Raw genomic sequence first — 15,066 nt, 5'->3', positions numbered from 1 at the left:
TCGGTGTCGGTGGCCAGCCGCCGCGCCCGGCCGACGTGGCCGCCGCTCACCGACGCCGCCCACTGCGCGTCGGCCTCCGACAACCCGTCGCGATCCACCAGGACCTGCGCGATCGCCTCCACCGGCGGGGTCACCAGCGCGACATGCCGGCACCGCGACCGCAACGTCACCGCGATGTCCTCCGGATCCACCGACGGCGCGCACAGCAGGAACACCGTCGACGGCGGCGGCTCCTCGACCACCTTGAGCAGCGCGTTCGCCGCACCCTCGGTCAGCCGGTCGGCATCCTCGATCACCACGATCTGCCAGCGCCCCGTCCCGGGCCGCCGCGACGCGATCTGCACGATGTTGCGCATCTCGTCCACGCCGATCGACAGGCCCTCGGGGATGATGCGCCGCACGTCGGCGTGCGTGCCGGCCATCGTCGTCGAGCAGGCTCGGCACTCACCGCACCCCGGAACACCTTCTGACGTGCACTGCAGCGCCGCAGCGAAGCACAGCGCCGCCACCGACCGGCCTGAACCCGGCGGGCCCGTCATCAGCCACGCATGTGTCATGGTCCCGATCGCGGCCGCCGAGTGAGCCGCGTCACCGCGAGCGGCCCGCGCCGCCGCCACCAGCTCCGCCTCCACGGCGTGCTGGCCCACCAATCGGGAGAAAACACCGCTCATCGCAGCCAACAGTAGTGGTCAGGCCGACACGGGTCGCTCACACCGGCGCACGGCGTCGCCGCGGCCCGATACGGTAATCACGTGACTGCAGGCGCGCTACCGATCGGGCGAATCACCGCATTCGTCCAGTGGGTGGCGCGCACCCCGTGGCCGGTGTTCTCCCTGGGCATGCTGCAGTCCGACATCATCGGCGCGCTGTTCGTGCTGGGTTTCCTGCGGTTCGGCCTGCCGCCCGAGGACCGGGTCCAGCTGCAGGACCTGCCCGCCTTCAACCTGGCGATCTTCCTGGGCTACCTGTTCGTCGCCTTCACCGTCGGCGCCTACCTCAGCCTGCGGCTGCTGCTGCCCGTCATCCGCTGGCAGCGCCGCGACACCCTGCTCGCCGACGGCGACCCGACGATCACCGCGCTCGCCCGCACCCGCGCCCTGCGGATGCCGTTCTACCGCTCGCTCATCAGCGTCACCAACTGGTGCCTGGGCTCCATCGTCTTCATCGTCGCCAGCTGGCCGGTCGCCAGCCACGCCGCGCCGGTGGTGGCCGTCGCCTCCGGCCTCGGCGCCACCGCCACCGCGATCATCGGCTACCTGCAGTCCGAACGGGTGCTGCGGCCCGTCGCGGTCGCGGCACTGCGCGGCGGCGTCCCGGCCAACTTCCGGGCCCCCGGCGTCATCCTGCGCCAGGTGCTCACCTGGGTGCTGTCCACCGGCGTGCCCCTGCTGGCCATCGTGCTGGCGCTGGTGGCCAGCCAGTTCCAGGTGCTGACGGCGCCCGCCGACCGGCTCACCATGCCGCTGCTGCTGATGGCCATTGCCGCCCTGCTGATCGGCCTGGCCGGCACGGTGCTGGTGGCCATGTCGATCGCCGATCCGCTGCGCCAGCTCCGGTGGGCCCTCGGCGAGGTGCAGCGCGGAAACTACAACGCCCACATGCAGATCTACGACGCCAGCGAGCTCGGCCTGCTGCAGGCCGGCTTCAACGACATGGTCCGCGACCTGTCCGAACGGCAACGCCTGCGTGACCTGTTCGGCCGCTACGTCGGCGAGGACGTGGCCCGCCGCGCCCTGGAACGCGGCACCGAACTCGGCGGGCAGGAACGCGACGTCGCGGTGCTGTTCGTCGACCTCGTCGGATCGACACAGCTGGCGTCGACCATCCCCGCCTCCGAGGTGGTGAACCTGCTCAACGACTTCTTCCGCGTGGTGGTGGACGCCGTCAACCGGCACGGCGGCTTCGTCAACAAGTTCCAGGGTGACGCCGCTTTGGCGATCTTCGGCGCGCCGATCGAACATCCCGACGCCTGCGGCGCGGCGCTGGCGGCGTCGCGCGAACTGCACGACGAGCTGATCCAGGTGCTCGGCCAGACCGAGTTCGGCATCGGGGTGTCGGCCGGACGGGCGATCGCCGGCCACATCGGCGCGCAGGCCCGCTTCGAGTACACCGTCATCGGCGATCCGGTCAACGAGGCGGCCCGGCTGACCGAGCTGGCCAAGCTCGAGCGGGGTCACGTGCTGGCGTCCTCGATCGCCGTCAGCGGCGCCCTCGACGCCGAGGCGCTGTGCTGGGACGTCGGCGAGATCGTCGAACTCCGTGGACGTTCGGCTCCCACCCAGCTGGCCCGGCCGGTGAACCTGGTGTCACCGAGCGAGGCGCGCTCAGAGATCTCCCGCTGACCACACCTCTCTAGGTGGACAGCGGTCCGCTTTGCTGGGATTCTCAGTCGGTGCCCAACGGGATGGCATCGCGGATCGCTGAGACCGCCGCCGTCGAGGAGTTCCTGAACTCGTCGCGACGCGATGCCGGCGCCCTGGTGCTCGAGGGCGACGCCGGGATCGGCAAGAGCACCCTGCTGATCGCGGCGGTGGAGCAGGCCCGCGGTCTGGGTTATCAAGTGCTGGTGGCTCATCCGGCTCAGGCGGAGTCGGTGCTCGCTTATGCCGCGCTGACCGACCTGCTGGGTGACGTCGACGCGTCCGCGTGGGATCAGCTGCCGCCGGCGCAGCGGCACGCGGTGGACCGGGTGATGCTCTGGGACGACGCGGCGGGTCCGGCCACCGATCAGCGCGCGGTGGCTGCCGGCTTCCTCACCCTCGTCGAGGTCCTCGCCGACCGCGGGCCGCTGCTCCTGGTCATTGACGACGCACAGTGGCTCGACCCGTCCAGCACGCATGTCGTGGGATTCGTCGCGCGCAGGCTTCCCGCCCGGACACGCATGCTGCTCACCGTCCGCACCGGCCCCGACGGCAGCGCCGCCATCGACTGGCTTGCGCTGCCCACCCCCGACGCGGTGCGGCGCGTCGCCGTCCGGCCGTTGAGCCTCGGCGGTCTGCACGCCGTGTTGTCCGCACGCCTCGGCCGGTCGTTCCCCAGGCCGGTGATGGCCCGGATCAGGGACATCTCGGGTGGCAACCCGTTCTTCGCGATCGAACTCGCCCGTGCGATGAGCGGCGCCGCGGGCGCGGGCGCCCACCTGCCCACCACACTGTCCGAGTTGGTCCGCGGCCGGCTCGGCGAGCTCGACCCCACCTTGCACGAATGTCTGCTCGCCACAGCATGTCTGGCCTCCCCCAGCGTCGAAACCGTGGCGCGTGCCGTCGGCAGCGATCCGGCCACCGTGGTGGATCTGATGCAGGAGGCGGAGAGCAAGGGACTGATCGAGATCGACGGACTTACACTGCGATTCGCTCATCCGCTGCTGTCGCACGGCGTCTACACCGAGGCCGCGCCCGGTCGGCGCCGCGCGATGCACCGGCGGCTGGCCGGCATCGTCGACCAGACCGAACTGCGCGCCCGCCATCTCGCGCTGGGCGCCACCGTGGTGGACGAGCACACCCTGCAGGCGCTCGACGAAGCCGCCGAGTCTGCCCGCAACCGCGGCGCACCCGCGGCCGCCGCTGAGTTCACCGACCTCGCCATCGGCCTGGGCGGTGACACCCCGGAGCGCCGGGTCCGTTCGGCGACAATGCATTTCAGTGCCGGTGACAACGTCAGGGCCCGCGCCGCCCTGGAGCAGGCCGTCGCGCAGACCGAACCGGGCGAGGTGCGCGCCGAGGCGCTGCGCATGCTCGGCATCGTGCTGCTGTTCGCCGACAGCTTCGTCGAGTCGGCCGCGCTACTCGAGCGGGCCGTCGCCGAAGCGCGCGACGACCTCGCCGCGAGGGTGCCGATGCTCATCACGCTGAGCTTCGCGCTCGTCAACTCCGGCCGGATGGACGCCGCCATCGACCGCGCCAGGTCGGCGATCGACGAAGCGACCCTGCTCGGCGACGACCACCTGCTGAGCCAGGCACTGAGCATGAACGTCGTGCTGGGATTCATGCGGGGCGACGGCTACGACGAGCAGGCCATGGCCCGCGCGCTCGAACTCGAGGACAGCGAGGCGCACACACCGGTCGCGTTCCGCCCACGCGCCCAATATGCACTCCTGCAGGCCTGGATCGGCCATCTCGACGAGTCACGCAGGGAGCTCGCGGCCATCCGCAGGCAGTGCCTCGAGCGCGGCGAGGAGAGCGAGCTCATCTTTGTCGCCTTCCATCAGGTGATGGCCGAGGTCTGGGCCGGTGACCTCTCGGCGGCGGCCCTGATCGGCGAGGACTTCATGGAACGGGCGCTGCAACTGGGCACCGACCTGCCGCTGTCGGTGGCGTTGACCACCCGGGCGCTGCTCGCCGCCTATGCGGGACGCGCCGACGACGCGCGGGTCGACGCCCGCGAGGCGCTGGCCGCGGGCCGGCGGTGCGGGTCGACCCGGCTGATGGAGTGGCCGGTCACGGCCGTGGGCTTCCTCGAGGTGTCGCTCGGCAACCACCGGGCGGCGATCGACACCATCACGCCGCTGCTCGTCATGCCGGAGATGGCGCCGAACGCCACCGAGGTCATCGGCGCCACGTTCATCCCCGACGCGGTCGAGGCGATGATCGGCCTCGGCGAACTCGACCATGCGCAGCGGCTGACAACCCTGTTGGAGCGCAACGGGAGTCGGCTCGACCGGCCGTGGATGTCGGCGGTGGGAGCGCGGTGCCGCGCGATGCTGCTGGCCGCGCGCGGAGACGTCGACGAGGCGGCCCGCAGCGCCGAAGTCGCGATGGCACACCACGATCGCGTCGCCATGCCGTTCGAACGTGCCCGCACCCAGCTGCTGCTCGGCCAGCTGCACCGCAGGCGCCGCCATAAGGACGCCGCGGCCGCCACCATCAAGGAGGCGCTGGCCGCCTTCGAGCAGCTCGGTGTCCCGCTGTGGGCGGACCGCGCCCGGGCGGAGCTGGGTCGCGCCAATGTGGCGCCCCAGCGCGCCGGCGGTCTCACGCCGTCCGAGCGGCGGGTCGCCGAGCTGGCCGCCACCGGCATGACCAACCGTGAGGTCGCCGCGGCGTTGTTCATCAGCCCGAAGACGGTGGAGGCCAACCTCGCCCGGATCTACCGCAAGCTCGGCATCCGGTCGCGCGCCGAGCTGGGCCGGCTCACCCCGTTCGAATAGCCGGACTGCTCAGCTGCGCTTGGCGGCCTTCTTGGCCGGAGCCTTCTTCTTCGCGGGCGCCTTCTTGGCCGCCTTCTTCGCGACCTTCTTCACCGGGCCGCGGGCCCGTCGGTCGGCGAGCAGTTCGGACGCGCGCTCGTCGGTGATCGACAGCACGTCGTCACCCTTGCGCAGGCTCGCGTTGGTCTCCCCGTCGGTGACGTAGGGGCCGAACCGGCCGTCCTTGATCACCATCGGATTACCCGACGCCGCGTCGTTGCCGAGTTCGCGCAGCGGTGGCGCGGCCGCGGCCTGCCTGCCCCGGCGTTTCGGCTCGGCGTAGATCTTGAGCGCCTCGTCGAGGGTGATGGTGAACATCTGCTCCTCGTTGGCGAGAGAGCGAGAGTCGGTGCCGCGCTTCAGGTATGGCCCGTAGCGGCCGTTCTGCGCGGTGATCTCCTCGTTGGTCGCCGGGTCGACACCGACGACGCGGGGCAGCGACAGCAGCCGCAGCGCATCCTCGAGGGTGACCGTCTCGATGTCCATGGTGCGCAGCAGCGAACCAGTCCGCGGTTTGGGCCCGGTCGGCTTCTTACCCTTCTTCGCCGTCGACCCCGCGTCGGGTTCCTCGCCGCCCTTCCCCCCAGTCGCTCCGCTCCCGCCCCCTGGATCCGGTTCGGGCAGCACCTCCGTGACATACGGGCCGTAGCGCCCGTCCTTGGCGACGATCTCGTGACCGGTCTCCGGGTCGATGCCCAGCGAGCGGCCCTCCTGCGGTGTGGAGAACAGCTTCTCGGCCAGCTCGAGGGTCAGCTCGTCGGGCGTGAGCTCGTCCTTGAGGTTGGCCCGCTGCGGCTTGAGCTCACCCGGGTTGTCCGGATCGGGGATCATCCGCTCCAGGTACGGCCCGTTGCGGCCGACCCGGACGTTGATCGGGATTCCTTGCTCGTCGTCGAAGAGCTTGATGGAGTTGACGACTCGGGCGTCGATCTCCTCGAGGTTGCCGCCGACGAGCTTCTTCAGGCCACCGGAGCGCGCGATCGAGTCCTCGACGCCGTGGTCACCACCGAAGTAGAAGTTGCTCAGCCAGTTGGTGCGCCGCTCATGGCCCGCGGCGATCTCGTCGAGTTCGTCCTCCATCGCCGCGGTGAAGCCGTAGTCGACGAGGCGGCCGAAATGCTGTTCCAGCAGGCCGATCACCGCGAACGCCACCCAGGACGGCACCAGCGCGCTGCCCTTCTTGTGGACGTAGCCGCGGTCCTGGATGGTCTTGATGATCGACGAGTACGTCGAGGGCCTGCCGATGCCGAGGTCCTCGAGCGCCTTGATCAGCGACGCCTCGGTGTACCGGGCCGGCGGGCTGGTCTGGTGTCCGTCGGCGGTGAGGTCCGCGGCGTCGACCCGCTGGCCCTGGGTGAGGTTCGGAAGCCTGCTCTCGGCGTCGTCGGCCTCGCCGCCGGCCTGCTCGTCGAGGCTCTCGACGTAGGCCTTGAGGAATCCGGCGAACGTGATGGTGCGACCGCTGGCGCTGAACACGACCTGCTCGCCGGAGGACGCCTGGCCACCGATCCGCAGGCTCAGCGTGGTGCCGCGGGCGTCGGCCATCTGCGAGGCGACCGTGCGCTGCCAGATCAGTTCGTAGAGCCGGAACTCGTCGGTGTCGAGCGCGGCGTGCAGCTGACCCGGCGTCTGGAACACGTCGCCGGCGGGCCGGATCGCTTCGTGGGCCTCCTGCGCGTTCTTCACCTTGCGGGTGTACTGCCGGGGGGTCGGGTGGACGTACTCCTCGCCGTAGAGCTGGCGGGCCTGGTTGCGCGCGGCTTCCACAGCGCTGGCCGACAGCGTCGTCGAGTCGGTGCGCATGTAGGTGATGTAGCCGTTCTCGTACAGCCGCTGCGCGATGCTCATCGTGCGTTCCGAGGAGAACCGGAGCTTGCGGCCGGCCTCCTGCTGCAACGTGGAGGTCATGAACGGCGGATACGGCTTGCGGGTGTAGGGCTTCTGCTCCACCGACGTGACGGCCAGCTGGGCGCCCCGCAGGCCGGTCGCCAGTGCGCCTGCCGCGGCCTGATCGAGCACCCGCACCTCGTCGGGCTTGCGGACCTGGCCCAACGAGTCGAAATCCCGGCCGGTGGCCACCCGGCGGCCGTCGACCGAGTTGAGCTTCGCGGTGAACCGCGGCGGGGACGCCTGCGGGTCGGACACGCTGGCGTCCAGTTCGGCGGTGACGTCCCAGTAGCCGGCGCTGCGGAAGGCCATCCGCTCGCGTTCGCGCTGGACGATGATGCGGGTCGCCACCGACTGCACCCGCCCGGCGGACAGCTTCGGGGCCACCTTCTTCCACAGCACGGGGCTGACCTCGTAGCCGTAGAGGCGGTCGAGGATGCGGCGGGTCTCCTGCGCGTCGACCAGGTCGATGTCCAGGTCACGGGGGCTTTCGGCGGCCGCGCGGATGGCCGGTTCGGTGATCTCGTGGAACACCATCCGCTTGACCGGGATGCGCGGCTTGAGCGTCTCGAGCAGGTGCCAGGCGATGGCCTCGCCCTCGCGGTCGCCGTCCGTCGCGAGATAGAGCTCGTCGACGTCCTTCAGCAGGCCCTTGAGCTCGGTGACCGTGCCCTTCTTGTCCGGGCTGACGATGTAGAGCGGCTCGAAGTCCGCGTCGACGTTGACCCCGAGGCGTGCCCAGGGCTCCGACTTGTACTTGGCGGGCACGTCAGCGGCCGCCCGGGGCAGGTCACGGATGTGCCCGCGGGATGATTCGACGATGTAATTGGAGCCGAGGTACCCGGCTATCTTGCGCGCCTTGGTCGGCGACTCGACGATGACGAGTCGTCGAATCGATCCGTTGCCTCCGCTGCCGCGGTCCCGGTCAGCCAACTGTGCGCACGCTCCACTTCTTGAGTTGCCTGACCACGCCGAAACCGCTCACCGGCTTGCCAGGCAACTGACAATTTCGCACCCCGGGCCTGCCGACGCAAACTGACCTACTTGTCACAAGCCGTCAGAGGTGAGGCCATTGTGACAACGCCTCGGCGTCGTCCGGGGGTTCCCCCACGTTCTCTACCAGGCGCGACAGCCTCCGGCGGCCACTGATTCGCAGGGCCGGCCGGGCACCGCGGGTGCCGATCAGAGTGGGTGCGATACCGACGCGCATCATGGCCGACGCCAGCGCCGTGTGGGTGTCCGGCGCGTGTGGATCGAGGCCGAGCAGATAGCGGTCGTCCTCCGGGGTGCCTGAGGCCAGCGTCCAGGCCCGAAGCTCCCGTGGGCCGGGCAGCCACTGCGGCGGGACGGTCTTGACGGCGCCACGGGTCCATTCGGCGGCAATGGCGACCAGCCGGGCGTCGGGCGCCGTGCGCACCAGCGGGTTGTCCTCGTCGGTGCGGGCGATCTCGGAGGTCAGCCCGACGTCGTCGATCATGGCGGCCAGCGCCTCGGCCCGCCACGGCCGGTCAACGACGATCGACAGCCGCGCGGCCTGGCTGCCTGCGGCACCGGACAGCACGACCTGCCCCGGCGCGGCCAGCAAGCCGGTCAGGTCGGCGACGGCCGGCGGCACCGACTCTGCCGAGAAGAACGACAGCTGGCTCACGCATCGACAGTAAGGCAGTCGAGTGCCGCCGATGCGCGCGCCGGGCCGCCAGGACGAGAAAACCCCCCGGCAGTCCGCTGACGGACGCACCGAGGGGTGTTTCTCAAATGGTGATCAGACTGCGCGAACGCCGGTCGCCTGAGGCCCCTTGGGGCTCTGGCCGACCTCGAACTCGACCTTCTGGTTCTCTTCCAGCGTGCGGAAGCCCGAACCCTGGATCTCCGTGTAGTGGACAAAGACATCGGCGGAGCCGTCCTCGGGAGCGATAAAGCCGAAGCCCTTCTCCGCGTTGAACCACTTCACAGTTCCCTGTGGCATCTCTCGTACTTTCCTTCTCTTCTACCGGGTGCGGCCCGCCGACTTCCGGCGCACCGGGCCCGTTCCGACCGCCATACCTCGTGGAGTCGTCGGAACTTGACCCGACTCACAACCTCGCAGGAACCGCGATCGCAACGTCGATCCTGCGAGTGTTGGAACACGAACACAGAAGCTGCGACCGCCATCAGTCAATCACGTTTCTGGCCAGCCGCAACAGTCCCGGCGCAGTTCCGTGGGGAACAATTCAACTGATGGCTGACGACCGGTATCCGACGGGTTGTCACAGGGGTGTCCGAGGAGGGTCGGCAGTGGCGGATCGGGGGTCGGACTTCGGCCGCGAACTGCTCGCCTGCGCGGTGGCGGGCACCGATCCCGACGAGCACCCGCTGCGCCATGTCGCGGATCTGCCGCCGCGCCGGGGCAGGCCCGAGGCGTGGCCGTCGTGGGCCGAGCCGGACGTCGTCCAGGCGTTTGTCGACCGCGGCATCACCGCGCCGTGGTCGCATCAGGCGGCGGCCGCCGATCTCGCCCACGGCGGGCGGCACGTCGTGCTCAGCACCGGCACCGCGTCGGGCAAGTCGCTGGCCTATCAATTGCCGATCCTGTCGACGATGGCGGTGGACCGCCGGGCCAGGGCGCTGTACCTGTCGCCGACCAAAGCGCTGGGCCACGACCAGTTGCGCACCGCGCAGGCGCTCACCGACGCGGTGCCCGCCCTGCGGGACGTGGCGCCGTCGTCCTACGACGGGGACAGCCCGACCGAGGTGCGCCGCTTCGCGCGGGAACGCTCGCGGTGGATCTTCTCCAATCCCGACATGATCCATCTCTCGCTGCTGCGCAACCATGCCCGCTGGGCGGTGTTCCTGCGTCACCTGCGGTTCATCGTGGTCGACGAATGCCATTACTACCGCGGCATCTTCGGCTCCAACGTGGCGATGGTGCTGCGCAGGCTGCTGCGGCTGTGCACCCGGTACCACGCCAGCCCGACCGTCATCTTCGCCAGCGCCACCACCGCCGCCCCGGCCGCCACCGCCGCCGAGCTGATCGGCGAGACGGTCACCGAGGTGACCGACGACGGCTCACCGCACGGCGCCCGCACGGTGGCGCTGTGGGAGCCTGCGCTGCGCACCGACCTCGTCGGCGAGAACGGCGCCCCGGTGCGGCGTGCCGCAGGCGCCGAGGCGGCCAGGGTGATGGCCGACCTGATCGCCGAGGGCGCACGCACGCTGACCTTCGTGCGGTCGCGGCGCGGCGCCGAACTCACCGCGCTGGCTGCCCGCGCCCGGCTGGAGGACGTCGCACCCGAGCTGGCCGGGCTGGTGGCCTCCTACCGCGCGGGCTATCTGTCCGAGGACCGGCGGGAGCTGGAGCGGGCACTGGCCGAGGGCGAACTGCGCGGCATGGCCACCACAAACGCCCTCGAACTCGGCGTCGACATCGCCGGCCTCGATGCGGTGGTGCTCGCAGGCTTCCCCGGCACCGTCACCTCGTTCTGGCAGCAGGCCGGGCGGTCCGGGCGGCGCGGCCAGGGCGCGCTGATCGTGCTGGTCGCGCGCGACGACCCGCTGGACACCTACCTGGTTCACCACCCGGAGGCGCTGCTCGACAAGCCGATCGAGCGGGTGGTGATCGACCCGGCCAACCCGTTCGTGCTGGGTCCGCAGCTGTTGTGCGCGGCGACCGAACTGCCGCTGACCGACGCCGAGGTGCGGATGTGGAACGCCGAGTCGGTGGCGGCCGAGCTCGTCGACGACGGGCTGCTGCGCCGCCGGCCCGCGGGCTACTTCCCCGTGCCCGGCATCGACCCGCACCCGGCGGTCGACATCCGCGGGTCCTCCGGCGGCCAGATCGCGATCCTGGAGGCCGGCACCGGCCGGATGCTCGGCAGTGCGGACGCGGGACGGGCGCCGGCGACGGTGCATCCGGGCGCGGTGTACCTGCACCAGGGCGAGAGCTTTGTCGTCGACTCGCTGGACTTCGAGGACGGTGTGGCGTTCGTGCACGCCGAGGACCCCGGATACACCACCTTCGCCCGGGAACTGACCGACATCACGGTGACCGGCGCCGGCGAGCGGCAGTCGTTCGGCCCGGTGACCGTCGGCCTGGTCCCGGTGTGCGTGAGCAACACCGTCGTCGGGTATCTGCGGCGGCGGCTCACCGGTGAGGTGATCGACTTCGTCGAACTCGACATGCCGACGCGGTCGCTCGACACCATGGCGGTGATGTGCACGATCACGCCGGAAGCGTTGGAGCGCAGTGGGATCGAGATGCTCCGGGTGCCTGGTTCACTGCACGCGGCCGAACACGCGGCGATCGGGTTGCTGCCGCTGGTGGCCAGCTGCGACCGCGGCGACATCGGCGGGGTGTCGACGGCGGTGGGACCGGTCGACGGGCTGCCCGCGATCTTCGTCTACGACGGCTATCCCGGTGGTGCGGGCTTCGCCGATCGCGGGTTCCGCCGGCTCGCGACGTGGTGGGGTGCGACGGCGTCGGCGATAGAGGCGTGTGAGTGTCCGCAGGGCTGTCCGTCCTGCGTGCAGTCGCCGAAGTGCGGAAACGGCAACGATCCGCTGGACAAGTCGGGGGCGGTGCGCGTGCTGCGTCTGGTGCTCGAGGAGTTGGCAGCCGGTCGGGGGGAATCCGCGAGACGCTCTGATCGCTGACGGCGTGGTGACGACCGACCCCTCGACGGTCGACTCCACGGGTCAAGGCGAATGGCGGTGTCCCGGGCGTGCCGGTCACGCAGACGCTGCGATGAACGGTCGGACAACGCGATCCGTTCCAAGCCCCGGAAGCCGGGCGCAGACGAAAAATACCTTGTCCCCGTATATGCGTGCAACTCATTCGGCGCAGTATGACGGCCCCCGGAAGCTGACAGCTGTCGAGTGACGACGGATTCCATCGACGGTTGCTGCGCGCCGGCCGGTGGGCGCCCCTGGCTAAAATCACAGCCATGAGCCACGACTGGCTGCTCGTGGAGACCCTGGGCAACGAGCCCGTTGTGGTCGCTCGGGGCCGCCAGACGAAGAATCTGGTGCCGATCAGCGCCTTTCTGCGACGGAATCCGCACCTGATGGCGGTGCAGAGCGCCATCGGTGAGACGGTCCGGGTCGGTAAGGGCTTGAGCAGCATCACCCCCAAACACGACCGCGTGATCCGTACCGAGGTGGTGCAGATGTCCGACGGGCGGATCCACGGTGTGCACGTGTGGATCGGCCCGCCCGACGAGGAACCCCCGGAGCGGCCGCTGCCCGGGCCGCTGACATGGGACCTGTCCAGCGGGGTCGCCACTGACACCAGGCAGTCGCTGATCAACAGTGGCCGCGACGCCGACAACGAGGACCTCAACAACCGCGCGTTCGCCGAGGACCTTCCGATGCGCGACCTCAACGCCGACGAGACGAAGGTGCTCTCGCTGGCGATCAAACCCGAGGCCGGCCGGACACTGTGCAGCACATGGGATGTCACCGACTTCCGCGGCGAGCAGATCAAGGTCGGCTTCGCCGCGCGCGCGGTGCTCGAGGACGGCGAGGACGGCAAGGAGCGGCTGATCTGCCGGGCCATGAACTGGCGCGGCGAACGGGACAGCGACGTGACCCCGCCGGACTATCTGGCGCAGCGGATCCTCGACGGCCTGGCCCAGCCCGGCGTGCACCGGGCGCTGGTCGACCTGGACTCGTGGAAGCTGCTCAAGTGGCTCGACGAGCCCGCTGACTTCTACGACTGGCGTACCAGCGAGGTCCATCCCGACGATGCGGCGCACTTGGAGCGAATGACGCGGGAGTTCAGCACCGGCACCACCGTCGCGGTGCTGCGACTGAAGGCCGCCGACGGCGAGTGGGCGCCGGTGCAGATGACGATCAACCGGATCGAACTCGAACCGGGGACGTTCGCCGGCCTGATCGCGTTGCGGCGGGCCGGCAACGACGAACTGGCCGCCGAACGCTGATCGCCGAATCGGCTCTCTCCACCGTGGCGAGCAGCGCGTCGATCAGGATGGGGCAGAAGTCCAGCACTCGGCGCGGCGGAATGACGACCACCTAGCGTCGCCCGTCGACACGGCGACCTCGTTGCGTCCGCATTTACCGAAAACAGTTTCGGTTTTCGCTTTTCTGTGGCAGCCTGATCTTGTGACGGCTGAACGAGGGAGCAGGACCCAGGCACAGCGCACCGCCGATACCCGGCGCGTACTGCTGGACGCGGCGTTCGACGCCCTCGTGCACGGCGGATTGAGGGCAGTCACGACGACCGAAGTGGCGCATCGCGCGGGACTGTCGTTGGGTGCGCTGACCCATCAGTTCCCCACGAAGGCGGAGCTGCTGACCGCCGCAGTTGTCCATTCCTTCGATCGGCGTATCGATGAGTTCCGTTCGGCCATGCGAGAACTGGATCCGTCGGCTGATCGGATCGATGCGGCGATCGACCTACTGTGGTCGATGTTCAGCAAGCCCACCTTCGTGGCATGGCGTGAACTGTGGACCGCGGCGCGCACCGACCCCGGCCTGGCCGATGCCGTGATCCGGATCGACCGGGAGTTCATGGCGGCCAGTGAACAGATATACGTCGAACTTCTCGCGGTCACCGGTGCCGTTGAGGGGGCGTCAGACGGGCTGGTGGGGCTGCACTTGATTTATGCGCTGATCGGGGGGTTGGCCACTTCTCGCGCGATCCCGGGCTACGAGCCTCATCCCACCGAGGCCGTCCTCGACGCATTCAAACAAATCATCCGCCCAGTCTTCGGCGGGACCCGACCGGCGGTGGCCGACGCGCCCTGACGGTCCATCGCATACATGTACAGGACTTCCACGGCAACGCTCGACGGCAAGGCAGAGGAGCACACCATGACCGAGACCAGAGACACCGGCGGCGTCACGAGCCAACCCGAGATCCGGGCTCGACGGATCCGATTCGACTACCCCGACTCGTCGATGCATGACCACTACGTCGGTGGCGATCTGGTGATGAGCCATCTCGTGGCCTACTTGTCGGCGACCTTTCCGGAGGGCGAGGAGTTCTTCGTGCGTTCGGTGCGCCACTTCGCCGACAAGGTCGTCGATCCCGAGCATAAGGACCGCGTTCGCGGGTTCATCGGCCAGGAGGTCACCCATGGTCGCGAGCACCGCGCGCTCAACCAGCGCTTGCAGCAGATGGGCTATCCGACCCGGTGGGAGGACCGAACCACGCGGCGAATGCTGCACGGGTACGAGCGGTTCCTTTCACCGCTCACCTGCCTGGCCATCACCGCCGCGCTCGAGCACTTCACGGCAGTGTTCGCGGAAACGCTGCTCGAGGACGAGCGGGCACAGGAACTGCTCGGGTCGACAGAAGTTCGAGCGCTGCTGCTGTGGCACGCTTTCGAGGAATCAGAGCATCGGGCGGTCGCGTTCGACGTCTACCGGTCCGTCGGTGGTTCCGAGAGACGCCGGATCACGGCGATGCGAGCGATGATGGTCGCGTTCACCACCGGAATGCTGCTCCACACCGTTGTCTCGCTACTCAGCGACCGCGCCACCTATCGACCGCTACAGCTGATCACCAGCCTGGCGCGGCTACGACATTCGCCCTTTCTGAGCCGTACGGTCAGCCGACGACTGCGCGCCTACAACACGGTCGGCTTCCATCCCGACGACATCGACAACACCGCGTTGCTGCAGCGCTGGGCCGTCGAACTCTTCGGTGAAAACGGCTCGCTCAGCGACCACCTTCACTGATGGCGAGTGTCGACCGTGGTGTCGTCCGCCAGTTCGGCGCCGACGTCACGACCGCTGCGAAATCTGCGCTGTTGCGGGCCGATCAGCGCACCCCGGACTGATCGACTGGCCCGGCGCGCGCGACCGCCCGTGCCGGTCCGACCCGCCATGCGCCCAACGCCACCGCGGCATCGACCGTGACCAACACGTCGAGGCCGTGCACCGCGCAGTCCGTCACCGTCGTGTCCATCGCCGCCGCGATGTGCGACGCGGTGAGGCATGCCGAGTCGGTGCCCGCAGGCATCCTGCCCGCGGCCGCCAGCGACGCGAGGTCCGCG

11 protein-coding genes are annotated in these 15,066 nt (G+C 69.7%); 6 read left to right on the top strand and 5 right to left on the bottom strand.

Features of this window, described 5'->3' with window-relative positions:
* A partial coding sequence (locus Q2100_RS23495; RefSeq protein WP_302915991.1) for a DNA polymerase III subunit delta' occupies positions 1-671 on the bottom strand: 671 nt, incomplete at its 3' end.
* Between the two features lie 81 nt (positions 672-752).
* Here Q2100_RS23495 and Q2100_RS23490 point away from each other — a divergent pair.
* Complete coding sequence (locus tag Q2100_RS23490; protein WP_264014976.1) at positions 753-2,342, top strand: adenylate/guanylate cyclase domain-containing protein; 1,590 nt, start codon at positions 753-755, stop codon at positions 2,340-2,342.
* 50 nt (positions 2,343-2,392) lie between these two features.
* Complete coding sequence (locus tag Q2100_RS23485) at positions 2,393-5,146, top strand: helix-turn-helix transcriptional regulator (protein ID WP_302915990.1); 2,754 nt, start codon at positions 2,393-2,395, stop codon at positions 5,144-5,146.
* A gap of 9 nt (positions 5,147-5,155) precedes the next feature.
* Here the strand turns inward: Q2100_RS23485 and topA are convergent, their stop codons facing one another.
* From topA to Q2100_RS23470, 3 genes are all read right to left on the bottom strand, one after another.
* Positions 5,156-8,005, bottom strand: coding sequence for a type I DNA topoisomerase (gene topA / locus Q2100_RS23480; protein WP_302915989.1), 2,850 nt, complete (start codon positions 8,003-8,005; stop codon positions 5,156-5,158).
* A gap of 124 nt (positions 8,006-8,129) precedes the next feature.
* On the bottom strand, positions 8,130-8,720 hold the full coding sequence (locus Q2100_RS23475) for a hypothetical protein (RefSeq protein WP_302915988.1): 591 nt from the start codon (positions 8,718-8,720) through the stop codon (positions 8,130-8,132).
* Positions 8,721-8,834: 114 nt separating this feature from the next.
* The gene (locus Q2100_RS23470; protein ID WP_006243848.1) at positions 8,835-9,038 is read right to left on the bottom strand and encodes a cold-shock protein; all 204 of its coding nucleotides are present in this window, start codon (positions 9,036-9,038) and stop codon (positions 8,835-8,837) included.
* Positions 9,039-9,346: 308 nt separating this feature from the next.
* On the opposite strand from Q2100_RS23470, the gene Q2100_RS23465 reads away from it, so the two are divergent.
* From Q2100_RS23465 to Q2100_RS23450, 4 genes are all read left to right on the top strand, one after another.
* Complete coding sequence (locus Q2100_RS23465) at positions 9,347-11,701, top strand: DNA 3'-5' helicase SftH (protein WP_302915987.1); 2,355 nt, start codon at positions 9,347-9,349, stop codon at positions 11,699-11,701.
* A gap of 290 nt (positions 11,702-11,991) precedes the next feature.
* Positions 11,992-12,987 carry a PAS domain-containing protein gene (locus Q2100_RS23460; RefSeq protein WP_302915986.1) on the top strand — a complete coding sequence of 332 codons (996 nt, stop codon included), beginning with the start codon at positions 11,992-11,994 and terminating at the stop codon, positions 12,985-12,987.
* Positions 12,988-13,168: 181 nt separating this feature from the next.
* Positions 13,169-13,813 carry a TetR/AcrR family transcriptional regulator gene (locus Q2100_RS23455; RefSeq protein ID WP_302915985.1) on the top strand — a complete coding sequence of 215 codons (645 nt, stop codon included), beginning with the start codon at positions 13,169-13,171 and terminating at the stop codon, positions 13,811-13,813.
* Between the two features lie 66 nt (positions 13,814-13,879).
* Positions 13,880-14,749 (top strand): metal-dependent hydrolase, encoded by an 870-nt coding sequence (locus Q2100_RS23450; RefSeq protein ID WP_302915984.1) that lies wholly within the window; start codon positions 13,880-13,882, stop codon positions 14,747-14,749.
* An 82-nt stretch (positions 14,750-14,831) separates the two neighbouring features.
* Here Q2100_RS23450 and Q2100_RS23445 read toward each other — a convergent pair.
* A partial coding sequence (locus Q2100_RS23445; protein WP_302915983.1) for an Rv3654c family TadE-like protein occupies positions 14,832-15,066 on the bottom strand: 235 nt, incomplete at its 5' end.

Origin of the sequence: Mycolicibacterium arseniciresistens (assembly GCF_030519285.1) — a bacterium.
Lineage (GTDB): Bacteria > Actinomycetota > Actinomycetes > Mycobacteriales > Mycobacteriaceae > Mycobacterium > Mycobacterium arseniciresistens.
This window is presented reverse-complemented; position numbering and strand designations above follow the sequence as displayed.